We start from the raw sequence: 24,878 nt of genomic DNA, 5'->3' as shown, positions 1-24,878 counted from the left end.
TTTTGTCATGCCGACTTTGTGAGGAAAGTGCGTTGGGATACCGAATACCTGTCACGCTGGGCAATATCGCGCCGCTGGCGTACAAACCCTATACGCCGGGAAAGATCGCCCTGGTATGCGAAGGCGGCGGGCAGAGAGGCATTTTTACGGCAGGTGTGCTGGATGAATTTCAGCGCGCGCGTTTCAATCCCTTTGATTTATATCTGGGGACCTCGGCGGGCGCGCAAAATCTGTCCGCCTTCGTGTGCGGGCAGCCCGGCTACGCCAGAAGGGTGATCACCCGTTACACCACCAGCCCCGACTTTTTTAATCCTCTGCGCTTTGTGCGCGGCGGACACCTTATCGATCTCGACTGGCTGGTTGAAGAAACCGCCAAAAACATGCCGCTGGCGATGGATACCGCCGAAAAGCTGCTGATTGATGGCCGTGAATTCCTGATGTGTGCCTGCCGCAGTGACGATTACGCCGCCAACTATTTTTCCCCGACGCGGGAAAACTGGCTGCCGGTGATCAAAGCTTCCAGCGCCATTCCGGGATTTTATCGTCTCGGCGTGGATCTCGATGGCGTCAGCTATCAGGACGGCGGGATCAGTGACGCGATCCCGGTCGAGGAAGCCTATCGCCGTGGCGCGGATACCATTGTGGTGATCCGCACCGTGCCGTCGGCGATGTTCTATACGCCGCAGTGGATGAAACGTATGGAGCAATGGCTGAGCGAAAGCAGTCTGCAACAACTGGTGCGCATGATGCAGCACCACGAAGAAAGCTATCACCGTATTCAGCAATTTATTGAGAATCCGCCAGACGACGTGCGCATTTTTGAGATCTTCCCGCCGAAACCGCTGGCCAGTCACGCGCTCGGCAGCCGTCTGCCTGCCCTGAATCAGGATTATCATCTTGGCCGCCGTTGCGGGCGGTATTTCCTGTCTGCCGCGTCACACTGGCTGTTGCCGCGTGAAAATGAGCGCCCTTATCCGCACATCGAGCCACGGGTCACCCGCCGTCCGAAACGGATTATCGTGCCGCAGGACGAGCCGGAAAATGTGATCCCGCTGGCGGCATCGGTCAGTACGGCGGAGCAAATTATTCTCGATCCTGCCGTGCTGACGGATATGGTGGCCGACGGCGGCGTGGTGCGTCCGGCGGCATTTAAAGACAGCGTGGTTCATGACCCGCAGCCGAAACGCGCGGCGTCTGATATGCCACCGCCGGAAAGCGCGGCGCCATCAGAAAATTATCCGTCCAGCGAGGGCGAAAAGCTGTGAGTCATACCTTCGTCGATACGCACTGTCATTTCGATTTTCCGCCCTTTACCGGTGCGGAAACCGAAAGCCTGCGTCTCGCCGCCGGGGCGGGCGTGCGGCAGATTATTGTTCCGGCGGTCACGTCCGATCGTTTTCAGGGCATTCTCTCGCTGGCAGAAACCTTCCCGCCATTGCACGCTGCGCTGGGCTTACATCCTCTTTATATTGCAGAGCACAAAGACAGTTGTCTGGAGTTACTGGATTCGCTGCTCAGCCAGCGGAGCCGGAACCTGATCGCGGTCGGAGAAATCGGGCTGGATTTGTACATGGAAGAGCCACAGTTTGAGCAGCAACAGCGGCTGCTGAAAGCGCAGTTCGCGCTGGCAAAGCGTGAGGCGCTGCCGGTGATCCTGCATTCCCGCCGCAGTCACGATCAGCTGGCGGCCATGTTGCGTCAGGCAAAATTACCGGCGACCGGTGTGGTACACGGCTTTGCGGGCAGTCTTTCGCAGGCGCAGGCGTTTATCAAACTGGGCTTCGCGATTGGTGTGGGCGGCACCATCAGCTATGAGCGCGCGCAGAAAACCCGTCATGTGATGGCTGAACTTCCACTTTCTTCTTTACTGCTGGAAACCGATGCACCGGACATGCCGTTGCAGGGCTTTCAGGGGCAGCCGAATCGCCCGGAGCGTGCGGCCTGCGTGTTCGAGGTTCTGTGCAGCCTGCGCAGCGAAACGCCGGAACAGATTGCCGCTGCCTTGCTCGATAATACCCGCCGCGTATTTGATCTTCCTGTCCGTTAACTCCCCAGATAGTCGGTTTTGTGATTTAAATAACATTTATTTTTATCTTTCATGCCTTTATTAGCAGACCGTCTGGCGGGTGGCGATTTCTGTTCTCTTTAAAATGTTATTATTATAACATTGCTCGTAAGATCGCCGTTCGGTGATCGCCGTGTGGCCGCCCGGACTCCGTTTGTCATGATTCGGGTATACACTCATATAAAGGTCGAATACTGAGCATAACGGCAGTGAAATGTGATTCAGATCTCATTTCACCAAGCAACGTTGCAAACGGTTTTCATTTTGTGTGAAATACTGCACACAGGAACCTGATGTGACGTGTTCAAATAGTCACAACGAACTGGCTTGTGCCAGTCAAAGCGCGGTGAGAAGGATCTCAGTTGCCACGTAAGCCATGACACGCCGCTTACGCACGCTATCTTCAAGGAACCAAGTCCGCTCGCCAACGTGCAGAATTCCCCTGCCGGCGTCTCACGCCGCAACGAATTCATGACTGTATGCTCAGTTCCGGCCGGTCGCTGGAATTGAAAATTGTTGGAGAGTTATATGACCGATTTAACCGCCGCAGCGCAACGTGCGCTGAACCTGATGGATTTAACCACCCTGAACGAAGACGACACCGATGCAAAAGTGATCGCGCTTTGTCACCAGGCGAAAAGCCCGGCAGGTAACACCGCTGCTGTCTGTATTTATCCTCGTTTTATTCCTGTTGCCCGCAAAACCCTGCGCGAGCAAGGCACGCCGGACATCCGCATTGCGACCGTGACCAACTTCCCGCACGGGAATGACGATCTTGAGATCGCGCTGGCAGAAACCCGCGCGGCGATCGCCTACGGTGCCGATGAAGTGGACGTGGTCTTCCCGTACCGCGCATTGATCGCCGGTAACGAGCAGATTGGTTTTGAAATGGTGAAACAGTGCAAAGAAGCCTGTGCCGCTGCCAATGTCCTGCTGAAAGTGATCATCGAAACCGGTGAGCTGAAACAGGATGCGCTGATCCGTAAAGCCTCCGAAATCGCCATTAAAGCTGGCGCTGATTTCATCAAAACCTCTACCGGCAAAGTGCCTGAAAACGCCACGCTGCACAGCGCAGAGCTGATGATGAGCGTGATTGCTGAGATGGGCGTGGGCAAAACCGTCGGTTTCAAACCGGCCGGTGGCGTAAAAACCGCTGAAGATGCCGCGCAATATCTGGCGCTGGCTGACCGCCTGCTGGGCCGTGAATGGGCTGACGCACGTCACTTCCGTTTCGGCGCCTCCAGCCTGCTGGCAAGCCTGCTGACCACTCTGGGTCACGCTGGCCAGAAAGCCACCAGCAGCTACTAATCACGGTTGTTATACGGATACCGGCGCTGCGTTATGGCGTCCGGTATTCGCGTCCACATTTAGCATCCAGCTCAGGCAGGGGGATACCTTGTTTCTCGCACAAGAAATTATTCGTAAAAAACGTGACGGTCAGCCTTTAAGCGACGAAGAGATTCGTTTTTTTATCAACGGCATTCGTGACAGTCAGGTGTCAGAAGGACAAATTGCCGCGCTGGCAATGACTATCTATTTCAACGACATGACCATGAATGAGCGCGTGTCGCTGACCATGGCAATGCGTGATTCCGGTACCGTCCTGGACTGGAAAAGCCTCAACCTGAACGGTCCGATTGTCGACAAACATTCGACCGGCGGCGTGGGTGACGTGACGTCCCTGATGCTGGGGCCGATGGTGGCGGCCTGCGGTGGTTATGTGCCGATGATTTCCGGCCGTGGCCTCGGTCATACCGGCGGCACGCTGGATAAACTCGAAGCCATTCCGGGTTTTGACATTTTCCCGGATGACAGCCGTTTCCGCAGCATCATTCAGGATGTCGGCGTGGCGATTATCGGCCAGACCAGCTCGCTGGCACCGGCGGATAAACGCTTCTATGCCACCCGCGATATCACCGCAACTGTCGATTCTATTCCGCTGATCACGGCGTCGATCCTCGCCAAAAAACTGGCCGAAGGGCTGGATGCGCTGGTGATGGACGTCAAAGTGGGTTCCGGTGCGTTTATGCCGACCTACCAGCTGTCAGAAGATCTGGCGCAGGCGATTGTTGATGTGGCGAACGGCGCGGGGTGCAAAACTACGGCGCTGCTGACCGACATGAATCAGGTGCTGGCATCCAGCGCCGGTAATGCGGTAGAAGTGCGCGAAGCGGTGCGCTTCCTGACCGGCGAATACCGCAATCCGCGTCTGCTGGAAGTCACCATGGCGCTGTGCGTGGAAATGCTGCTGTCAGGTGGGCTGGCAAAAGATGACGCAGAAGCCCGCAGCAAATTGCAGGCCGTGCTGGATAACGGCAGGGCCGCAGAAGTGTTTGGCCGCATGATTGCCGCGCAGAAAGGCCCGACCGATTTCATCGAGAATTACGACAATTACCTGCAACGGGCGACGCTGAGCAAACCGGTATATGCCGAAGGCAACGGGATTGTCAGCGCGATGGATACCCGCGCGCTGGGCATGGCCGTGGTGTCACTGGGAGGCGGACGTCGCCGCGCCAGCGATGCCATCGACTACAGCGTCGGTCTGACCCATATGGCGCAGCTGGGCCAGCAGGTCGATACCCGACAGCCACTGGCGATGATCCACGCCAACAGTGAAGCGGCCTGGCAGCAGGCAGCGCAGGAAGTGCGTGCGGCCATTATTCTAAGTGATAACGCGCCGGAAAGCACACCGGTGGTGTACCGCCGGATCGGTGGTAACGCTTGATTTCAGGCCACATCGCCCCCATTTAAGATTGATCAGGTGCGCGGCAGTTCCGCGTGACCCAATGCGTAACCATTCGCAGGAGAGCAAAATGAAACGTACATTTATCATGGTGTTAGACTCATTCGGTATCGGTGCCAGTGAAGATGCCGAGCGCTTCGGCGATGCCGGTTCTGACACTCTGGGTCATATCGCGGCTGCCTGTGCGCGTGGCGATGCGGACAAAGGCCGTCAGGGCCCTCTGAATCTGCCTAACCTGACCCGTCTGGGGCTGGCGAAAGCCGCTGAAGAATCCACCGGTAAAATTCCTGACGGCATGGACGGTAATGCCGAAATTACCGGTGCCTATGCGTACGCCAGTGAACTGTCTTCCGGTAAAGACACGCCGTCAGGCCACTGGGAAATCGCCGGTGTGCCTGTGCTGTTTGACTGGGGTTACTTCAGCGAGACCACCAACAGCTTCCCGCAGGAGCTGCTCGATAAACTGGTAGAGCGCGCCAATCTGCCGGGTTATCTCGGCAACTGTCACTCTTCCGGTACCGTAGTGCTGGATGATCTGGGCGAAGAGCACATGAAAACCGGCAAGCCGATCTTCTACACTTCTGCCGACTCGGTCTTCCAGATTGCCTGCCATGAAGAAACCTTCGGGCTGGATCGCCTGTATGAACTGTGCGAAATCGCCCGTGAAGAACTGACCGAAGGCGGCTACAACATTGGCCGCGTGATTGCCCGTCCGTTCATCGGCGACAAAGCCGGTCACTTCGAACGTACCGGTAACCGTCACGATTTAGCGGTGGAGCCACCGGCTCCGACCATCCTGAAAAAGCTGGTTGATGAGAAAAACGGCCACGTGGTGTCTGTTGGTAAAATCGCCGATATCTACGCGCAGGTCGGTATCACTAAAAAAGTGAAGGCCACCGGTCTGGATGCGTTGTTTGACGCGACCATCAAAGAGATGAAAGAAGCCGGTGACAAGACCATCGTCTTCACCAACTTTGTTGATTTCGACTCCTCTTACGGCCACCGCCGTGATGTGCCGGGCTACGCTGCGGCGCTGGAACTGTTCGACCGCCGTATGCCGGAACTGCTGGAGCTGGTGAAAGAAGACGACATCATTATCTTCACCGCTGACCACGGTTGTGACCCGACCTGGCGTGGCACGGATCATACCCGTGAGCACATCCCGGTCTTAATCTATGGCCCGAAAGTCAAACCGGGTTCATTAGGCCACCGCGAAACCTTCGCGGACATCGGACAGACCGTCGCCAAATACTTCGATCTGACACCGATGGATTACGGCAAATCCATGCTCTGATACTTTTCTTACGCGGCCAGTCTCTTATACTGGCCGCGTTTTTTATAATGAATATGACACCTCGCTGATTAAGGAATAAGAAGATGGCAACTCCACACATTAATGCTGAAATGGGCGACTTCGCTGACGTCGTGCTGATGCCGGGCGATCCGCTGCGCGCCAAGCACATCGCAGAAACGTTCCTTCAGGATGTAAAGCAGGTGAACGACGTGCGTGGCATGTTGGGTTTCACCGGCACCTACAAAGGCCGTAAAATTTCTGTGATGGGTCACGGCATGGGCATTCCTTCCTGCTCCATTTATGCCAAAGAACTGATCACTGAATTCGGCGTGAAGAAAATCATCCGTGTCGGTTCTTGCGGCGCAGTGCGTGCAGACATCAAACTGCGCGACATCGTGATCGGCATGGGTGCCTGCACCGATTCCAAAGTGAACCGCATGCGTTTCAAAGACCACGATTACGCGGCTATCGCTGATTACGACATGGTGCGCAACGCGGCTGACGCGGCGAAAGCCAAAGGCATCAACGCGCGCGTAGGCAACATCTTCTCCGCTGACCTGTTCTACACGCCAGATCCACAGATGTTCGACGTGATGGAAAAATACGGCATTCTGGGTGTGGAAATGGAAGCCGCCGGTATTTACGGCGTGGCTGCAGAATTCGGTGCAAAAGCACTTACCATCTGTACCGTTTCCGACCATATCCGTACGCATGAGCAAACCACTGCCGCTGAACGTCAGACGACCTTCAACGACATGATTGAAATCGCGCTGGAATCCGTTCTGCTGGGCGATAAAGAATAAATTCTGCAGATATTGCAGAGACTAAAACGGGCACCGATGGGTGCCCGTTTTGCTATGCATAGCCAGGTTGATTAAGCTGTTTTCCTGAATCACTTCGGCCGGCTGCGTTTCAGGCTGCGGTAAGCGGCCTGTGCCGCTTCTTTGGTTTGTGCTTCAGTCGCAGGTTTGGCAGGCACCACGTCGGATTCCGGTTCCGGGATGTTCAGCACCGGCGGCGGGCCGAACTCATCCGGTTCCTCTTCCTGCTCATCATCTTCTTTTACCGGCTTGCTGGCGGTCAGCAGGAACGGCGACTGCTGCCAGCGGGAACGGCGGCCTTGCAACAGCGTGCGGGCCAGAATAATACCGACGCCCAGCGCGGCGAGCATCATCAGACGCAGCAGATTGGTGGTGTTATCCACCTGCTTGGATTCTGTCGCCAGCACGTGCGTGTCCAGCGTGATACGTAAAAATCCGCTCGGGCCGTTTTTATCTTCGATCGGCACCACAATCTGATGATTGAAGTAGCTGCCCGCCCGTTTACCATCCAGCGAGAGACGATCCCGCACCGGCACCTGTTCGCCCGCGTGCGCGACCAGAGAGCCGTCAGACTGGTAAACGCTGGCGTCGAGAATGCGACTGCCATCGGTAAGCTGACTCAAAATAGTGGAAATTTGTGCGATATCAGCGCCATCATTGTCGCTGTCCATCAGCGGCGCGAGGGAAAACGCCACCTGTCTGGCGAGCGTCTGGGCAAGCTGTTCCACCTGCGTTGAACGTGCCAGCTGATGTCCGAGACTGAAATAGGATGCGCCTTGCATCAGGATGACTAATAATGCCAGACTTATCAGTACGATAGCGGCACGATGCAGGCGAAATTTAAGTTTGGCCTTAGCCATTCTGTTTCCTTGCGTTTTTCGATGACTTTATGTTGCCAGAAGACGCCACGATAAGGTAGCTTGATGCCTCATTTTACCCTGCATCCTTCAAGCTGCCTCTGCGTTGGCTGCCTTCATTCACTCCGGTCACTGACCTGTGTCAGCTCCCGGAGATTCATTCAGTTGCCGCCTTGATGCAACTCGAATGATTTTGGGTAAATAGTGATATTTGTTTTTCTAATGCCATAACGCCCTACAGGAGCCATCATGCCAAACAGTCTGACCTATTGCGATCTTCCTGCGGAGATCCATCAATGGCCGGGACTTCCCCTTTCATTGAGCGGTGACGAAGTCATGCCGCTGGATTACCGGGCAGGACACACCGGCTGGCTCTTGTATGGCAGAAAACTTGATAAAACGAGCATTACGCTGTTCCAGCGCCGCTTAGGCCGCGCTCTGGTAATTGTCAGTGCCTGGGCCGTCGAAGGTTATCAGGTGGTGCGTCTGGCCGGTTCACTCACTGCTGATGCGCAGCTTCTCGCCGAATCCTTTGAATTTGATGTCGCTCAGCTGGGCAAAGTGCCGTATCTGCGCGCACCGGGTCTGCTGGTGATGGACATGGATTCTACCGCGATTGAGATTGAATGCATCGACGAAATTGCCAAACTGGCCGGCGTCGGTGAGCAGGTGGCGGAAGTCACGGAACGCGCCATGCGTGGTGAGCTGGATTTCTCCGCCAGCCTGCGTCAGCGCGTCGCCACCCTGAAAGACGCGGATGCCAGCATTCTGCAGCAGGTGCGTGAAACCCTGCCGCTGATGCCGGGGCTGACCGTGATGGTTCAGCGTTTGCAGGAAGCAGGCTGGCACGTGGCCATTGCGTCCGGCGGTTTCACCTATTACGCCGAATATTTGCGTGACCAGCTGAATCTGGTGGATGTGGCCGCGAATGAGCTGGAAATCCGTGACGGTAAACTGACCGGCCGGGTGATCGGGCCGATTGTGGATGCACAATATAAAGCTGATACCCTGCTGAAACTGGCGGAAAAACTGGGGATTTCCCACGAACAGACCGTGGCTATCGGCGATGGTGCCAATGACCTCAAAATGATGGCGGTGGCAGGCATGGGTATCGCTTATCACGCCAAGCCAAAAGTCTATGAGCAGGCTTCCATTTGTATCCGCCATGCTGATCTACTCGGCGTGCTGTGTATTCTCAGCGGTAGCCAGGCATTATAAATTTCTTCTGAATATCATCGAGGTAAGTTGTGGCAAAAGCAGCAAAACGTGCATTTGTGTGTAATGAATGTGGCGCAGATTATCCGCGCTGGCAAGGGCAGTGCAGTGCCTGTCAGGCCTGGAACAGCATTACTGAAATCCGTTTGGCCGCTTCGCCGACCGTGGCGCGTAACGAACGTCTGACCGGTTATGCCGGTGATGCGGGCGTCAGCCGTGTGCAGAAACTTTCTGACATCAGCCTCGATGAACTGCCGCGTTTCAGCACCGGTTTTAAAGAATTCGACCGCGTATTAGGCGGTGGCGTGGTGCCGGGCAGTGCGATCCTGATCGGCGGTAACCCCGGCGCGGGGAAAAGTACGCTGCTGCTGCAAATCCTGTGTCATCTCAGCGAGAACATGAAAACCTTGTACGTCACCGGTGAAGAATCACTGCAACAGGTGGCGATGCGCGCGCACCGCCTGGGGTTGCCGACGGCCAACATGAACATGCTGTCGGAAACCAGTATCGAACAGATTTGTGACATTGCCGATAAAGAACAGCCGAAGCTGATGGTGATCGACTCCATCCAGGTGATGCACATGGCGGATATCCAGTCGTCACCGGGTACGGTGGCACAGGTGCGTGAAACCGCGGCCTATCTTACCCGTTTCGCTAAAACGCGCGGCGTGGCAATTGTGATGGTAGGGCATGTGACCAAAGACGGTTCGCTGGCCGGTCCGAAAGTGCTTGAACACTGTATCGACTGCTCTGTGCTGCTCGACGGCGATGCGGACTCGCGTTTCCGCACACTGCGCAGCCATAAAAACCGTTTTGGTGCGGTGAATGAGCTGGGCGTATTTGCCATGACCGAGCAAGGGCTGCGAGAAGTCAGCAACCCGTCAGCGATTTTCCTCAGCCGTGGCGATGAAATTACCTCCGGCAGTTCGGTGATGGTGCTGTGGGAAGGGACGCGTCCGCTGCTGGTTGAGGTGCAGGCGCTGGTCGATCAGTCAATGATGGGCAATCCGCGTCGTGTGGCGGTGGGTCTTGAACAGAACCGTCTGGCGATCCTGCTGGCCGTATTGCACCGCCACGGGGGGTTGCAGATGGCCGATCAGGATGTGTTCGTCAACGTGGTGGGCGGCGTGAAGGTGACGGAAACCAGTGCCGATCTGGCGCTGCTGCTGTCGCTGGTATCGAGCCTGCGTGACCGTCCGCTTCCGCAGGATCTGGTGGTCTTCGGCGAGGTCGGGCTGGCCGGTGAAATCCGTCCGGTGCCGAGCGGACAGGAGCGTATTACCGAAGCCGCAAAACACGGCTTTAAACGCGCGATTGTTCCTCATGCTAACGTGCCGAAAAAAGTGCCCGCCGGTATGCAGGTGTTTGGCGTGAAAAAACTGGCCGATGCGCTGGCGATCCTCGACGATTTGTAACGGTTAACCGCTGTCGCTGCTCAGTGCCTTTGTGCTATTTTTTGTTTAGTACAGAAAACCTGAGGACAAGGCATGTCACAGTTCGACTATCTAAAAACCGCGATTAAACAACAGGGACGCACGCTGCAACAGGTGGCCGAAGCCAGCGGGATGACCAAGGGTTATCTCAGCCAGTTGTTGAATGCAAAGATAAAAAGCCCCAGCGCCCAAAAGCTGGAGGCGTTGCACCGCTTCCTTGATCTTGAGTTTCCCCGTCGCGAAAAGAATATCGGCGTGGTGTTCGGCAAGTTTTATCCGCTGCACACCGGCCATATTTATCTGATCCAGCGCGCCTGTAGCCAGGTGGATGAGCTGCATATCATCATGGGCTATGACGAGCCGCGCGACCGCGAGTTGTTTGAGAACAGCTCGATGTCCCAGCAGCCGACCGTCAGTGACCGTCTGCGCTGGTTATTACAAACCTTCAAATACCAGAAAAACATCCGCATTCATGCCTTTAACGAAGAAGGGATGGAGCCGTATCCGCACGGCTGGGATGTCTGGGGCCGTGGCATTAAAGAGTTCATGAGCCAGAAGGGCATCGAGCCGAATACCATTTATTCCAGCGAAGAGGCCGATGCGCCGCAGTACCGCGAACATCTCGGCATTGAAACGGTGCTGATCGACCCGAAACGGTCGTTCATGAATATCAGTGGCCGCCAGATCCGTCAGGATCCGTTCCGCTACTGGGATTACATTCCGACCGAGGTCAAACCGTTTTTCGTGCGTACCGTGGCGATTCTGGGCGGTGAGTCCAGTGGAAAATCCACGCTGGTCAATAAGTTAGCCAACATCTTCAACACCACCAGCGCCTGGGAATATGGCCGCGATTATGTCTTCTCGCACCTTGGCGGTGACGAGATGGCGCTGCAATATTCCGACTACGATAAAATCGCGCTCGGTCAGGCGCAGTACATTGATTTTGCGGTGAAATATGCCAACAAAGTGGCGTTTATTGATACCGATTTTCTGACCACGCAGGCCTTCTGTAAAAAGTATGAAGGGCGTGAGCATCCGTTTGTGCAGGCGCTGATGGATGAATACCGCTTCGATCTGGTGATCCTGCTGGAAAACAATACGCCGTGGGTTGCTGACGGCTTGCGCAGTCTGGGCAGTACCTCTGACCGGATGTCATTCCAGAATCTGCTTATCGGGATGCTGAAACAGAACAACGTGGAATATGTTCACGTGGAGTCATCGGATTACGATCAGCGTTTTCTGGAATGCGTGGAGCTGGTACAAAACATGCTGGCGGCGGATACCAGCCGGCTGAATGGTCCGCCGGTGCGCTGATTAAAAAACCGCAATAATAAAAGCGTGTGTTCTGCGGAATACGCGCTTTTTTATTTTCATTCATATTATGAATACTTTATTTGTCATTCATTTCTCATAATTATTAATAAATTCATCTGATTATCTTCCCCCGTGATTTTATTAATTCAGTTTGTAACGCTGTAAAATAAAATCCCCTTTTTATTCATGGGATTGGCGCGAGTGCCTTTTTTGAGAGATTTTATTGCGCATTTTATGTGTAAATCCCTGACGTGAAATAAAAATACAGTGGCGGCCGTTGAGTTTTATTTATCCGATTATACTCATTCAATATGCCTCGCATTCCGGCTGAGGCTTTCTAAGGTGATCCGAATGAATTTATCATTCAAGCCCTGGGGTATCGCAGTAGTGTGCGGCGTGGGGGCATTTGCTCTGGCCAGTGTCATGTTTATGCAAGGCTGGCTTCCGGTCAGCAGTCAGGCCGAAACCACGGCACAGACTGCGCCTGTGCCAGCTCCTGTTGCTGTTCCTCCCGCCGCGCCTGTCCCTGCTGCTGCGGTAACACCACCGGCGTTTACGCAGGCTCAGCTCGATCAGTGGGTCGCGCCCGTAGCGCTCTATCCTGACAGCCTGCTTTCACAAGTGCTGATGGCTTCCACTTACCCGATGAACGTCATTCAGGCGGTGCAATGGTCACGCGACCATCCGCAAAGTCAGGGTGATGCCGCGGTCACTCAGGTCGCGAATGAACCCTGGGATCCGAGCGTGAAATCGCTGGTGGCTTTCCCGCAATTGCTGGCGCTGATGGGCGAAGATCCGGCCTGGGTGCAGAATCTGGGTAACGCGTTTCTGGCGCAGCCGGACGATGTGATGAATACCGTGCAGAAATTCCGCCAGGTCGCGCAAAGCAGCGGGGCGCTGAAAAGCACGCCGCAGCAGACGGTCACTGTAAAACCGAAAGCGGCAGCGCAGGGCAGCTCAACCACCGTCGTGAAATCCGCACCCGCACAGCAAACCATCGTGATTGAATCCGCGGATCCGCAGGTGGTTTACGTGCCGAGCTACAACCCGAATGTGGTGTATGGCACATGGCCGACACCGGCCTATCCGCCGGTTTACCTGCCACCGCCTCCGGGGCAACAGTTCGTTAACGGCATGGCATCGGGTATCGGGTTTGGTGTCGGCGTGGCCGCCACCTACGCCATTTTTGGCGGTATTGACTGGGATGACGACGATCATCATCATGACGATTATGATCACCATGACGACGGGCATCACGGCGGTTCGCAGAACAATTACGTCCACGTGAACGTCAACAATTACAACCGTATCTCCGGCAACAATAACACCGGGCTGAACCACCCGGGCAACGGGAATACCGCGGGCTGGCAGCACAATCCGGCCTTCAACGCCGGTTTGCCAAACCACAGCAATAACCTTAACGGCGCGACGCAAAACCAGGCGCTGAGCAACGCGGCGCAGCGTAATAACTACCGGGGTTTTGACAGCAACACGGCGGGTTTGAGCCATAACGCAGTCGGGCGCAATAATGGCGGTGTTCAGAATCAGAATCTGGATCAGCGCCGTCAGCAGGCGGCATCGGTGATGAATCATCATCAGAATACGCCGCAAAGCACCGGGCATTCGCAACAGCAAAATCTGGCGCGTTCTGCCTCCGCTGGCAGTGTGGGAAACCACAGCGGCACGCACAATGTCACCGGCCGCACGTTGCCGCAGCATCAGCAGGCACTGTCTCAGCATAATGCGAACCGTCAGCCTGCTCAGCAGTTCAACCATAATCAGCAACATCAGCAGCGGCAGAATCTGAATGCATCCCGCAGCACGGCGTTCAGCGGGAATTCCAGCCGCGGGCCGTCGTGGCAACAGCAGCAATCCCGGGGCAACCGGAGCCGTGAGCATATGCAGAACGTTCAGCGGTCACGTCCTGCGAATGCAGAATCCGGCCATTTACACCGTCGCTAGACTGACGAGGAAAGGTAATGAAAAGATTGCGTGATTTTTTGATTTCTACCAGCCTGCTGCTTTTGCCTCTTACCGGCTTCGCGCAGCAGATGTTTACCAGCCCGGAGCTGGCTTCACAGGCACTGGTGAAAGCCATTCAGACGCACGATGATGCCTCGATGCAGCAGCTTCTGGGCGACGACTGGCGGGTTTATCTGCCGAAAAAGGATGTGGATCCCGACGAAGTGGCGCGTTTTCTGCGTGACTGGAATATCAGCCATACGATCGCCGAACACGGCGATACCGCCCACCTGAATGTCGGGCCGGAGAACTGGCAGTTACCGATCCCGATGAAACACACGGCGCAGGGCTGGTCATTTGATATGGTCGCCGGTGCCGCTGAAATAGAAACCCGCACTATTGGACGCAATGAGCTTTCCGCCATTCAGGCGGTGTCTGCCTACGCCGATGCCCAGCACGAGTATCAGCAGATTACCGGGCAATATGCCCAGCGCTTTGTCAGCACTGAAGGACAACACGATGGCCTTTACTGGCCGGTGAAAGAGGGCGAAGCGCCAAGTCCGCTGGGGCCAGCCTTTGGTGATGCGAAGGCGGGGTCTGATTATCACGGCTATTACTATCGCATTCTGACGTCGCAGGGGGCGAATGCCAGCGGCGGTGCCTTGAGTTATATCGAAAATGGCAAGATGACCAAAGGTTTTGCGCTGATCGCCTGGCCGGCGGCGTACGGTCATACCGGTGTCACCAGTTTTATGATCAATCAGCAGGGCGAGGTGTATCAGCAGGATTTAGGCGAGAATACTGATGCCGCGGCAAAAGCGATCACGACATTTGACCCCGATGCCAAATGGCAGAAAGTGGACGACGGCGAATAGTGGAAATATGTGAATGAAAAAGCCCCGGCATGAAAGTGACGGGGCTTTTTTTAGGCGACAGCGTATTTAGAAAGCGACGACGACTTTGCCCTGCATATGGCCGTCGAGCACTTTGGCGTGGGCCGCTTCGATGCTTTCCACGGTCAGGCCGTGAAGGGTTTCGCTCAGTGTGGTTTGTACTTTACCTTCATCCACCAGCGCGGCGACTTGTTTGAGGATCTCGCCCTGTTCGGCAATATCCGGTGTGGTGAACATGCTGCGGGTATACATCAGTTCCCAGTGCAGTGCGGCGCTTTTCAGCTTCAGCTTGTTCATATCCAGCGGATGTTCGTTTTCAACGATGGTACAGATATGCCCCATCGGTGCGATCAGATCAGAAATGGCTTCCCAGTGACCGTCGGTGTCATTCAGGCACAGAATGAAATCCACCTGTTTGATGTCATGTTTCGCCAGTTCACCTTTCAGATCTTTGTAATTCACGGTCAGATCCGCACCGCGATCCAGACACCATTGCGCTGATTCCGGACGTGACGCGGTGGCAATTACTTTCACTTTGCTGCGCAATGCGGCGAACGGGATCGCCAGCGATCCCACGCCACCGGCACCGCCGATGATCAGCAGGGTTTTATCGGCAGACGCATCCTGAATTTTCAGATGTTCGAACAGGGCTTCCCAGGCGGTCAGCGTGGTCAGTGGCATGGCAGCGGCTTGTGCCCAGTCGAGGCTTTTCGGTTTAACTGACACAATGCGCGAGTCGATCAGTTGTTCGGTGGCGTTGCTGCCGGAACGGGTGATATCCCCGGCGTACCAGACTTCATCGCCCGCTTTGAAATTTTTCACCGCGCTGCCGACGGATTTCACGATGCCGCTGGCATCCCAGCCCAGCACTTTTGGCGCATCCAGACCGCTTTTCTGCACGCCTTTGTGCACCTTGGTATCGACCGGATTGACCGACACGGCTTTCACTTCCACCAGCAGATCGTAATCTTTCGCCACCGGTTGGGGTAATTCGACGGCGATGAAATGTGCCGGGTCTTTCGGGTTTACTGCGATTGCTTTAATGGTCATGTTTTCTGCCTCCGTTAGGTATGCAGACAGTGTAGTCCTCATCACGGAAGCTGATAAGATGGACAATAACTAACAAAGTGTTCGTCTGAGGTGAACAATCATGTTTAAGCAATTGCAGGATATGGCGCTGTTTGCGCTGGTGGCTGAATGCGGCAGTTTTACTCAGGCGGCCAGCCGCGCCGGTTTGCCGAAATCCAGTGTCAGCCAGCGTATCAGCCAGCTGGAAAAATCTGTCGGCCTGCGCTTACTTAACCGCACCACGCGGCAACTGAATCTGACGTTTGCCGGTGAACGCTATCTGATCCACTGTCAGGAAATGATGCAGGCCAGCGAACGGGCGGAACTGGCCATCCGCCGGTTGCGTGATAACCCGAGCGGGCGGTTGCGGATCACCAGCCCGGCGGGGTTGGGCGCGACCTTGCTGGCACGCATGAACGTCGAGTTTCAGAAGCGTTATCCCGATGTGTCGCTGGAAGTGTCCGTGTCCGATGCGCTGGTGGATCTGGTACAGGAAGGATTTGATATCGCGCTGCGTACCGGCAAACCGCAGGATTCCTCACTGATTGGCCGTGAACTGGGGCACAGCCCGCGCTATCTTCTGGCGTCACCGGACTATCTGGCGCAGCATCCGGCTCTTGAGTCGCCGCAGCAACTGGCGTCGCATCACTGTATTGCGCACCGCGCCTGGTCGGAATGGGTACTGCATCGCGGTGACACTTATCATCGCTGGCTGCTGCCTTCGGCGCATACCACCGACAATTTGCTGTATGCCCGCGAGTGTGCGCTGGCAGGCGCAGGCATCACGTTGTTACCGGCGTTTTTATGTCATGACGAGGTGGCGAAAGGCTCGCTGGTGCGCGTATTGCCGGAATGGGAAGCCGAGGGCAATGATCTGTATCTGGTCTATCCGGGGCGGAAACTGAATTCACCGGCGCTGGCCTGCTTTATTGAATTTATGCTGGAAGAGTACGGCTTTGCGAAGAGTTATAGTGAGGCGCTGGCAGGGTAGATTTCACTGGCGTGACGTCATAAAAAAGGCCCGTTTCCGGGCCTTATCTGTTTTCGTCAGGACGATTACTTGATCATCTTTTTGTACTTGATGCGCTTCGGCTCTAACGCTTCGGCACCTAAAGTACGTTTTTTGTATTCTTCGTATTCGGTGAAGTTACCTTCGAAGAATTCGACTTTACCTTCATCCTGATAATCGAGGATGTGAGTGGCGATACGGTCAAGGAACCAGCGGTCATGGGAAATGACCATCGCGCAGCCCGGGAATTCCAGTAAGGCGTTTTCCAGTGCGCGCAGGGTTTCGATGTCGAGGTCGTTGGTCGGTTCATCGAGCAGCAACATGTTACCGCCAACCTGCAGCAGTTTTGCCAGATGCAGACGGCCACGTTCACCACCCGACAGCTCGCCCACGCGTTTGCCCTGATCAACACCTTTGAAGTTGAAGCGGCCGACATAAGCACGGCTTGGCATTTCGGTGGTGCCGATACGCATGATGTCCTGACCGCCGGACACTTCTTCCCATACGGTTTTGCTGTTATCCATGGAATCACGGAACTGATCCACAGACGCCAGTTTCACGGTATCGCCCAGCTCGATGGTGCCGCTGTTGGCTTCTTCCTGACCCGACATCATGCGGAACAGGGTCGATTTACCGGCACCGTTCGGGCCGATAATGCCGACGATCGCGCCTTTCGGCACGGAGAAGGAGAGGTCGTCGATCAGAACGCGATCACCATAAGACTTGCTCAGGTTTTTCACTTCAACGACTTTATCGCCCAGGCGTGGACCCGGTGGAATGAACAGTTCGTTGGTTTCGTTACGTTTCTGGTATTCGGTGCTGTTCAGCTCTTCAAAGCGTGCCAGACGGGCTTTGCCTTTAGACTGACGGCCTTTCGCGCCCTGACGAACCCACTCCAGCTCTTTCTCGATAGACTTGCGGCGGGCCGCTTCGGAAGAGGCTTCCTGCGCCAGACGCTCGTCTTTCTGTTCCAGCCAGGTGGAATAGTTACCTTCCCACGGAATACCTTCACCACGGTCAAGCTCAAGGATCCAGCCGGCGACGTTATCGAGGAAGTAACGGTCATGGGTAATCGCCACTACGGTGCCTTCGAAGTCGTGCAGGAAGCGTTCCAGCCAGGCCACGGATTCTGCATCCAGGTGGTTGGTCGGTTCGTCGAGCAGCAGCATGTCAGGTTTTTCAAGCAGCAGGCGGCACAGTGCCACACGGCGACGTTCACCCCCGGAGAGGGTCGCCACTTTTGCATCCCAGTCTGGCAGACGCAGCGCATCAGCGGCGCGTTCCAGCTGGCTGTTCAGGTTGTGGCCGTCGTGTGCCTGAATGATCTCTTCCAGTCTGCCCTGTTCAGCGGCCAGTTTATCGAAATCAGCTTCCGGCTCTGCGTACAGTGCATAGACTTCATCAAGGCGTTTTAAGGCACCAACGACTTCAGATACCGCTTCTTCCACGGAATCACGCACGGTGTGTTCCATGTTCAGCTGAGGTTCCTGCGGCAGATAACCGATTTTCAGATCAGGCTGCGGACGTGCTTCACCTTCGATGTCGGTATCGATACCGGCCATGATGCGCAGCAGGGTGGATTTACCTGAACCGTTCAGACCCAGAACACCGATTTTGGCGCCAGGAAAGAAACTCAGGGAGATGTTCTTAAGAATATGACGCTTCGGCGGAACAACTTTGCCGAGGCGATGCATGGAATATACGTATTGAGCCACGTTGTTTTGAGCCTCTTTCTCTGCGGGCCGCGCGCTGTCTGCGAAGGGCAGGCGCTGCGGCAAATTAAAGCCAGCCCCGCCTGACTGCGGCATGACTGATAAGGGTTCCGACTGGGAAGTTTAGCGTGTTTCAGTCGGGTTCCCAACCATCAGGTTCACAGTAAGGCAAGAATGTGACCGGCCAGCCGCAGAAGGGAGAAAAATCAGCCGAAAGGAACCGTGAATTCATCCGGCTCGCTGGTGGGGCGCAGCGGCTGAATGCGGCCCACAAACATCCCTGAGGTCAGGATGTCAGTAAGCTTAACCACATGATAAATCGCCTGTTTGTTCTGGGTTTTTACCTTGCGCTTAATATTGCCTTTATGCGAGGCCACGGTTTTCTGTTTGATATTCAGGTGCTGGGAAATATTTTCCGTGTTCAGCCCTGACATCCACATTTTCAGAATGCTGGACTCGGTGCGGCTCAGGCTGACCGGGGTCAGATCCAGCGGCAGTCCGTTATCGCCCGAGCGTGACAGATGCAGATTGTGGGCGATCAGCTGATAAATGGTGGTCGTCCGGATGGATTTGGACAAAATAATGATGTTTTTGCGGATCGGCACATAGTTCTGATAATTCAGGTTTTCTTTGGAAATGAAAACAAAAAACAGTGTGCCGGGATGCGCGTCGATCACGGCACGCAGGGCGTGGCCGGATTGCGCATCCGACGTAAAACAATCTTCATTCACGAAGATGATTTCAGGCGTCAGGGAATTGCATGTCGCTTGCAGTTCATTGATGTCCTTAAGCGAAAGAATGTCTTTCGGGTGTTGTCCGTTTAATTGCAAGAGCGAATGCAATGCCAGCTGTGTGTAATAGCACTTATCTACAATGAGCGATGACATTGTTTTTTACCTATTTTTTGGCCTCTGTTTGACTGCAAAACAGCCAGAGAGCTCGTTTTTATAAAACTTACCGTGTCGCGATGGGGCATTCCCGTAAAAGTTGCCGGTCATCGGCAAAACTAACATTGCTGTGAAAAGGGATAGCCCTGGAGAGAGTAATAAGGCGGTCAAGGATTGATGTAAATCAGCAGAACGGGCTTTGGGACGTTTTGTGAGATCTTTGAGACGAATTGAGTGCGGGAGAGGCTAAAGTTTCAGAATGATGATGTTTTTTATCGTAAAACGCCGGGTCACACAAGGTCACCCGGCGGCAGGAAAAGGTCAGACTTTCTTGCGAATGAAGCGGTTAACCAGCCACTTCTCGATTTCGACAATCACGAAGATCATCGCACCGACCACCAGCGTAATGCCCCAGAATTTCAGCGGCATCGGCACGGTGCCGAACAGCTGGTTCATCACCGGCAGGTAAATCAGCGCCAGTTGCAGGAGCAGCAGCACGCCGGAAACAATCCACAACCCTTTGTTAACGAACACTTCGCGGGTCAGCGGGAAGCGGTCCATCACGCGGCAGTTAAACATGTACACCCACTGCGCGGTAACCAGCGTCTGCAACAGCACGGTGCGGATCAAATCGCTGCTGTAGCCCCGTGGCTGCATCCAGGCTTCCAGCACGAAGGCGCTGCAGGCAATCAGGATACCGACAAACGCGATGCGCCAGACCGCATGCAGGTCGAGAACGTGCTGACCCGGCGCGCGCGGACGGCGACGCATCATGCCTTTTTCACCCGGCTCGAAGGCCAGACCGAACGACAGCGTGGTCGACGTCGCCATGTTCATCCATAAAATCTGAACCGGCGTCAGTGGAATGACCGCTCCGGCCAGAATTGCCAGGATAATCAGCAGCCCCTGCGCGAGGTTAGTCGGCAGAATAAACAGAATCGTTTTCTTCAGGTTGTCGTAAACGCGACGACCTTCCCTGACCGCGCTGGCGATGGTGGCAAAATTGTCATCGGTCAGCACCATGTCAGCGGCTTCTTTGGTGACTTCGGTGCCTTTGATCCCCATCGCGATACCGACGTCCGCCTGTTTCAGCGCAGGCGCATCGTTAACGCCGTCGCCGGTCATGCCGACCACTTCGCCGTTATCCTGCAAGGCTTTGACCAGACGCAATTTATGCTCAGGACTGGTACGGGCAAAGATGTCGTACTGGCTGGCCGCGACGGCCAGTTCGGCGTCATCCATGTGCTCGAGCTGGTAACCGGTGATCGAGTCGCCGCTGTTGCCAATCCCTAACATTTTGCCGATGGCCATGGCGGTTTCCTGATGGTCACCGGTGATCATCTTCACGCGGATCCCGGCCTGCTGGCACTGCGCAATGGCATCGATAGCCTCAGGGCGCGGCGGATCCATCATGCCGGCGATACCCGCAAAAATCAGACCCTGTTGCAGATGGCGGTGATTCAGGTCGCCGTCGATCTCCGGCTCATCTTTCAGCGCCGCCGCCACCATGCGCAGACCCTGACGGGCGTAGCGCGCCATCTCTTCTTCCCAGTACTCACGACGGAAAGGGCGCACGCCGTCTTCGGTCAGTTCAAACGCAGCCAGCGAGAACAGCACATCCGGCGCACCGGTCACGAACAGACGGGTTTTGCCGTTGATACGTTGCAGCGTGGACATGTATTTGTGCTTAGAATCGAACGGGATTTTATCCAGCGGTTCGACTTTGCCGATATTCAGGCTGGACTTGGCGGCCAGCACTTTCAGCGCGCCGGAAGTCGGCCCGCCGGTAATGCCCCAGTGGCCTTTGTCGTCCTGCATCAGCTGGCTGTCGTTGCACAAATCCACGGCGGTGATGAAGGTGTTGAGCACCGGCGTATTGATGACATCAATCTGTTTCCGGGTTTGCGCGTCAACAATCCGGCCTTTCGGCTGGTAGCTTTCACCTTCTACCTGATACGCGCGGTCGGCCAGAATGACGGCTTTCACGGTCATTTCGTTCATGGTCAGCGTGCCGGTTTTATCCGAGCAGATCACGGTCATGGAACCGAGGGTTTCCACCGTCGGCAGCTTACGGATAATGGCGTGATTGCGCGCCATCGACTGCACGCCCAGCGACAGGATAATCGAGATAATCGCCGGTAAGCCTTCAGGAACCGAGGCGACGGCCAGACTGATTAACGAGAGCAGCAGTTCGCCCAGCGGCATGTCGCGCAGGATGAAAGCGAAGACAAACAGGAATGCCATCATCAGCAGAATCAGGGCGAAAATGCCTTTGCCCAGTTTGTCGATCTGCTGCAACAGCGGGGTACGCTGTGGCGTAATCGACGACATCATCTGGTTGATATGACCCAGTTCGGTGTCTTTACCGGTGGCGTACACCACACCGGTTGCGGTGCCGCCACTGATCATGGTGCCGGAGAACAGCAGGTTGTGGCGGTCGCCGATCATGACTTCATCGTCAATGGTCTGGGCATTTTTGACCACCACGGTGGATTCACCGGTCAGGATCGCTTCTTCGACCTGCAGGTTATGCGCGCTGACAATGCGCAGGTCCGCCGGAATTTTGTCTCCCGGACGCAGTTGCACGATATCGCCGGGCACCAGCTGGTCGGCATTAATGGTCTGCACCTGCCCGTCACGCACCACCACGGCCTGACTGGAGAGCATATTCTGAATACTTTTCAGCGACTTCTCGGCGCTGTTTTCCTGCAGGAAACCAATCAGGGCATTGATGACGGCGACGCCCAGGATCACCAGCGTATCAACCCAGTGCCCCATGGCACCGGTCACCACCGCAGCCGCGAGCAGGATATAAATCAGGACGTCATTGAAGTGCGCCAGAAAACGCATCAGCGCGCTTTTGGCGGCTTTTTCCGGCAATGCGTTCGGGCCATATTCATTCAGACGCGCGCTGGCATCCTGCTGGCTCAGGCCATTTTCGCCGGTATCCAGACGTTGCATGGCATCACTACCACTGATCTGATACCAGGCTTTGTTTTCTGCCCTGACCGATGAGGAAGGGCTGGCATTCGTTTTTACAGATGAACGTGAATGAGTCATATACTTTTCCATAAGCGATGAACAAGTGCGCTATTAATATTTATTTCAATCCGGACGGTGAAATAGCGAATATCAAATAAAACATGTTTTCAATAGACTCTGATAATAAAGACTTATCCGGTAATAAATTTGATCTGAGCCAATAAATACTTTGTTGCGTTAAGTTTAATAATAAATGTCTATTAAAATCATACTGATAAATGCATTAGGAATTTCGTTATTATTTACATGTTATTTAACATTTGTTTAGAAAGTAAATATCAACGTAAAGAGACGTAAATAAAGCTGAGTTTTGTCAGTGTGGTTATTTTTACTGAAATAGTAAGGCTGCTAATTAACTGTCAAATAGCGGGAAATACCCGCTATTTAATTGCGGATATTCCGCACTGAAAATGATCTCCGCCGCGACGTTCTGTGACAGAAAATAGATCTGCCGCTGTCTGGTAACTGCCCGTCGCTTGCACCACACTGTGTAAAGTTTGTGATGCCGTCCCCGCATCGCTTCAATTTTAAAAATGAATCGATTAGCGTAGTGGCTGTCTACACAATGCAGAACAGTTTCGGCACAACCCGTGAGGATAAAGGTAAGTATGGTCAAGGTGGACAAATGGCACTCTCTGGCAATGAGCGTATTGCTGGTAACGGTATCGGGCGTGGCGAAAGCTGACTCGCTGGACGCACAACGTCAGCACTATATGCAGATTAAACAGGCGTGGGATAACAATCAGTTGGATGTCGTCAGCCAGCTGATGCCCACGCTGGAAGATTATCCGCTTTATCCTTATCTGGAATACCGGCAACTGACGCAGGATCTGGCTGACGCGACGCCGTCGCAGGTGAATGCTTTTGTCAAAGCGAACCCGACATTGCCGCCCGCACGATCCCTGCCTGCCCGTTATGTGAATGAACTGGCACGCCGTCAGGACTGGAACAGTTTGCTTTCTTTCAGCCCGCAGCCGCCGAAACCGGTCGCCGCGCGCTGTAACTACTATTACGCCAAATGGGCGACGGGCGATCAGAAAACCGCGTTTGACGGTGCAAAAGACATCTGGCTGACCGGCACCTCGCTGCCCAATACCTGCGACAAACTGTTTTCCGTCTGGCAGGGCGCAGGTAATCAGACCGCGCTGACCACGCTGCAACGTATCGGTCTGGCGATGAAAACCGGCAACACCAATCTGGTGAATTATCTGGCGAAGCAGTTACCGCCGGATTATCAGACCATGCGCGATGCGCTGCTGGATCTGCAAAACAACCCGAATACCATTGAAAGCTTTGCGCGCGGCGTCGGTCCGACCGATTTTACCCGCAACGCCACCAGCATTACCTTCGCCCGTATCGCCCGTGACGATGCGGATAATGCCCGTTCGATGATCCCGGTGCTGGCACGTTTACAGAAAATGAGCGACAGCGAGCGTCTGGATCTGGAAGAAGCCGTGGCCTGGCGTTATATGGGCAGCGATGCCACGCCGGAGCAGGCAGCATGGCGCGACAACGTCATTTTGCGCAGCCATTCCACCACGCTTGTTGAGCGCCGTATCCGCATGGCGCTGGCAGCCGGCGACCGTCAGGGGCTGAGTCAGTGGCTGGATCGTTTGCCATCTGATGCGCTTCAGGCGGATGAATGGCAATACTGGCGTGCGTCGGTGATGATCGATAAGGGTCAGCGCACGCAGGGTGAAGCGATGTTGCGTACGTTAATGAAGGGGCGCGGATTCTATCCGATGGCCGCTGCGCAAAAGCTGAACGTCACCTATCCGATGCAGATTTCTGTGGCTGCGACGCCTGATGCCAGCATTGCGAAACTGCCGGAAGTGGCGCGCGTTCGTGAACTGATGTACTGGCAGATGGACAATCTGGCGCGTACCGAATGGAGCTATCTGGTCAGCAGCCGCACGGAATCCCAGCAGTCGGCACTGGCGCGGTATGCCTTCGAACAGAAATGGCCGGATCTCAGCGTGCAGGCGACCATTACCGGCAAGCTGTGGGATTATCTGGAAGAGCGTTTCCCGCTGGCGTGGCCGGATGAATTCCGTCGTGCCACCAATGATAAAGGCATCACGCAAAGTTACGCGATGGCGATCGCCCGTCAGGAAAGTGCGTGGAACCCGAAAGCCCGTTCACCGGTCGGCGCGTCGGGTCTGATGCAGGTGATGCCTGCGACCGCGCAGCATACCGTGGATATGTTTGGTCTGCAGGGTTACAGCAATCCGGCGCAACTGCTGGATCCGCAAATGAACATCACCATCGGCACCAGCTATCTGGAATATGTCTATCAGATGTTTGGCCGCAACCGTATTTTATCCAGCGCAGCCTATAACGCCGGGCCTTCCCGCGTGAATACCTGGCTGGGTAACAGTGCGGGCAGGGTGGATTCGGTGGCCTTCATCGAGAGTATCCCTTTCTCCGAAACGCGCCGATATGTTAAAAATGTGTTGGCATATGATGCGTTTTATCGCTATTTTTTACATCAACCGGCCAAGATTTTGACCGATGCCGAATGGCAGAGGCGTTACTGATCCCGGATCGTTTATGGTAAGCTGCT

The 24,878-nt window shown here is 55.0% G+C and carries 18 protein-coding genes; 13 read left to right on the top strand and 5 right to left on the bottom strand.

Annotation, left to right across the window (positions count from 1 at the left end; translation table 11 throughout):
- Nucleotides 1-32: 32 nt before the first annotated feature.
- The 6 genes from J9880_RS04620 to deoD all read left to right on the top strand — a co-directional run bounded on the left by J9880_RS04620 (nucleotide 33) and on the right by deoD (nucleotide 6,905).
- Nucleotides 33-1,265 (top strand): patatin-like phospholipase family protein, encoded by a 1,233-nt coding sequence (locus J9880_RS04620; RefSeq protein WP_232770140.1) that lies wholly within the window; start codon nucleotides 33-35, stop codon nucleotides 1,263-1,265.
- Complete coding sequence (locus J9880_RS04615; RefSeq protein ID WP_095924571.1) at nucleotides 1,262-2,047, top strand: TatD family hydrolase; 786 nt, start codon at nucleotides 1,262-1,264, stop codon at nucleotides 2,045-2,047. Before J9880_RS04620 ends, J9880_RS04615 begins: the two co-directional genes overlap by 4 nt.
- A gap of 546 nt (nucleotides 2,048-2,593) precedes the next feature.
- The gene (deoC, locus tag J9880_RS04610) at nucleotides 2,594-3,373 is read left to right on the top strand and encodes a deoxyribose-phosphate aldolase (RefSeq protein WP_095924572.1); all 780 of its coding nucleotides are present in this window, start codon (nucleotides 2,594-2,596) and stop codon (nucleotides 3,371-3,373) included.
- An 88-nt stretch (nucleotides 3,374-3,461) separates the two neighbouring features.
- The gene (deoA, locus tag J9880_RS04605; RefSeq protein ID WP_232770139.1) at nucleotides 3,462-4,790 is read left to right on the top strand and encodes a thymidine phosphorylase; all 1,329 of its coding nucleotides are present in this window, start codon (nucleotides 3,462-3,464) and stop codon (nucleotides 4,788-4,790) included.
- Between the two features lie 88 nt (nucleotides 4,791-4,878).
- A complete protein-coding gene (gene deoB / locus J9880_RS04600) occupies nucleotides 4,879-6,102 on the top strand; it encodes a phosphopentomutase (protein ID WP_232770138.1) in 1,224 nt (407 codons plus the stop codon).
- 83 nt (nucleotides 6,103-6,185) lie between these two features.
- Nucleotides 6,186-6,905 carry a purine-nucleoside phosphorylase gene (gene deoD, locus J9880_RS04595; protein WP_013577098.1) on the top strand — a complete coding sequence of 240 codons (720 nt, stop codon included), beginning with the start codon at nucleotides 6,186-6,188 and terminating at the stop codon, nucleotides 6,903-6,905.
- An 89-nt stretch (nucleotides 6,906-6,994) separates the two neighbouring features.
- Here deoD and J9880_RS04590 read toward each other — a convergent pair whose 3' ends face one another.
- Nucleotides 6,995-7,783 (bottom strand): YtjB family periplasmic protein, encoded by a 789-nt coding sequence (locus tag J9880_RS04590; protein ID WP_095924575.1) that lies wholly within the window; start codon nucleotides 7,781-7,783, stop codon nucleotides 6,995-6,997.
- A 246-nt stretch (nucleotides 7,784-8,029) separates the two neighbouring features.
- Here J9880_RS04590 and serB point away from each other — a divergent pair, with 246 nt between their 5' ends.
- The 5 genes from serB (at nucleotide 8,030) to J9880_RS04565 (ending at nucleotide 14,579) form a co-directional block, all read left to right on the top strand.
- Nucleotides 8,030-8,998, top strand: coding sequence for a phosphoserine phosphatase (serB, locus tag J9880_RS04585; RefSeq protein WP_095925273.1), 969 nt, complete (start codon nucleotides 8,030-8,032; stop codon nucleotides 8,996-8,998).
- 29 nt (nucleotides 8,999-9,027) lie between these two features.
- The gene (gene radA, locus J9880_RS04580) at nucleotides 9,028-10,410 is read left to right on the top strand and encodes a DNA repair protein RadA (RefSeq protein WP_112289023.1); all 1,383 of its coding nucleotides are present in this window, start codon (nucleotides 9,028-9,030) and stop codon (nucleotides 10,408-10,410) included.
- 72 nt (nucleotides 10,411-10,482) lie between these two features.
- Nucleotides 10,483-11,742 carry a multifunctional transcriptional regulator/nicotinamide-nucleotide adenylyltransferase/ribosylnicotinamide kinase NadR gene (nadR, locus tag J9880_RS04575; protein WP_095924577.1) on the top strand — a complete coding sequence of 420 codons (1,260 nt, stop codon included), beginning with the start codon at nucleotides 10,483-10,485 and terminating at the stop codon, nucleotides 11,740-11,742.
- A 351-nt stretch (nucleotides 11,743-12,093) separates the two neighbouring features.
- Nucleotides 12,094-13,704: a DUF3300 domain-containing protein gene (locus J9880_RS04570; RefSeq protein ID WP_232770137.1), complete on the top strand. Its 1,611-nt coding sequence runs from the start codon at nucleotides 12,094-12,096 to the stop codon at nucleotides 13,702-13,704.
- A 17-nt stretch (nucleotides 13,705-13,721) separates the two neighbouring features.
- The gene (locus tag J9880_RS04565) at nucleotides 13,722-14,579 is read left to right on the top strand and encodes a DUF2950 domain-containing protein (protein ID WP_131693386.1); all 858 of its coding nucleotides are present in this window, start codon (nucleotides 13,722-13,724) and stop codon (nucleotides 14,577-14,579) included.
- A 66-nt stretch (nucleotides 14,580-14,645) separates the two neighbouring features.
- Here the strand turns inward: J9880_RS04565 and J9880_RS04560 are convergent, their stop codons facing one another.
- Nucleotides 14,646-15,647, bottom strand: coding sequence for a zinc-binding alcohol dehydrogenase family protein (locus J9880_RS04560; RefSeq protein WP_131693385.1), 1,002 nt, complete (start codon nucleotides 15,645-15,647; stop codon nucleotides 14,646-14,648).
- Between the two features lie 100 nt (nucleotides 15,648-15,747).
- Here J9880_RS04560 and J9880_RS04555 point away from each other — a divergent pair, with 100 nt between their 5' ends.
- Complete coding sequence (locus J9880_RS04555; RefSeq protein WP_119822496.1) at nucleotides 15,748-16,656, top strand: LysR family transcriptional regulator; 909 nt, start codon at nucleotides 15,748-15,750, stop codon at nucleotides 16,654-16,656.
- A gap of 65 nt (nucleotides 16,657-16,721) precedes the next feature.
- Here the strand turns inward: J9880_RS04555 and ettA are convergent, their stop codons facing one another.
- From ettA to J9880_RS04540, 3 genes are all read right to left on the bottom strand, one after another.
- A complete protein-coding gene (gene ettA / locus J9880_RS04550; protein WP_095925274.1) occupies nucleotides 16,722-18,389 on the bottom strand; it encodes an energy-dependent translational throttle protein EttA in 1,668 nt (555 codons plus the stop codon).
- A 203-nt stretch (nucleotides 18,390-18,592) separates the two neighbouring features.
- Nucleotides 18,593-19,273 (bottom strand): transcriptional regulator RcsA, encoded by a 681-nt coding sequence (gene rcsA, locus J9880_RS04545; RefSeq protein WP_095924582.1) that lies wholly within the window; start codon nucleotides 19,271-19,273, stop codon nucleotides 18,593-18,595.
- Between the two features lie 321 nt (nucleotides 19,274-19,594).
- Nucleotides 19,595-22,333 carry a cation-transporting P-type ATPase gene (locus J9880_RS04540; RefSeq protein WP_131693384.1) on the bottom strand — a complete coding sequence of 913 codons (2,739 nt, stop codon included), beginning with the start codon at nucleotides 22,331-22,333 and terminating at the stop codon, nucleotides 19,595-19,597.
- 590 nt (nucleotides 22,334-22,923) lie between these two features.
- Here J9880_RS04540 and sltY point away from each other — a divergent pair.
- Entirely contained in the window at nucleotides 22,924-24,852 is a 1,929-nt protein-coding gene (sltY, locus tag J9880_RS04535) for a murein transglycosylase (RefSeq protein ID WP_095924584.1), read from the top strand.
- The last annotated feature ends 26 nt before the right edge of the window (nucleotides 24,853-24,878 follow it).

This window comes from Rahnella victoriana (genome assembly GCF_021276285.1).
GTDB lineage: Bacteria > Pseudomonadota > Gammaproteobacteria > Enterobacterales > Enterobacteriaceae > Rahnella > Rahnella victoriana.
This window is presented reverse-complemented; position numbering and strand designations above follow the sequence as displayed.

Bases quoted from the DNA above. Each gene is read 5' to 3' on its own strand.
- deoC (WP_095924572.1), top strand. From the start codon at position 2,594: ATGACCGATTTAACCGCCGCAGCGCAACGTGCGCTGAACCTGATGGAT.
- deoB (WP_232770138.1), top strand. From the start codon at position 4,879: ATGAAACGTACATTTATCATGGTGTTAGACTCATTCGGTATCGGTGCC.
- deoD (WP_013577098.1), top strand. From the start codon at position 6,186: ATGGCAACTCCACACATTAATGCTGAAATGGGCGACTTCGCTGACGTC.
- J9880_RS04590 (WP_095924575.1), bottom strand. From the start codon at position 7,783: ATGGCTAAGGCCAAACTTAAATTTCGCCTGCATCGTGCCGCTATCGTA.
- serB (WP_095925273.1), top strand. From the start codon at position 8,030: ATGCCAAACAGTCTGACCTATTGCGATCTTCCTGCGGAGATCCATCAA.
- nadR (WP_095924577.1), top strand. From the start codon at position 10,483: ATGTCACAGTTCGACTATCTAAAAACCGCGATTAAACAACAGGGACGC.
- J9880_RS04570 (WP_232770137.1), top strand. From the start codon at position 12,094: ATGAATTTATCATTCAAGCCCTGGGGTATCGCAGTAGTGTGCGGCGTG.
- J9880_RS04565 (WP_131693386.1), top strand. From the start codon at position 13,722: ATGAAAAGATTGCGTGATTTTTTGATTTCTACCAGCCTGCTGCTTTTG.
- J9880_RS04560 (WP_131693385.1), bottom strand. From the start codon at position 15,647: ATGACCATTAAAGCAATCGCAGTAAACCCGAAAGACCCGGCACATTTC.
- J9880_RS04555 (WP_119822496.1), top strand. From the start codon at position 15,748: ATGTTTAAGCAATTGCAGGATATGGCGCTGTTTGCGCTGGTGGCTGAA.
- rcsA (WP_095924582.1), bottom strand. From the start codon at position 19,273: ATGTCATCGCTCATTGTAGATAAGTGCTATTACACACAGCTGGCATTG.
- J9880_RS04540 (WP_131693384.1), bottom strand. From the start codon at position 22,333: ATGACTCATTCACGTTCATCTGTAAAAACGAATGCCAGCCCTTCCTCA.
- sltY (WP_095924584.1), top strand. From the start codon at position 22,924: ATGGTCAAGGTGGACAAATGGCACTCTCTGGCAATGAGCGTATTGCTG.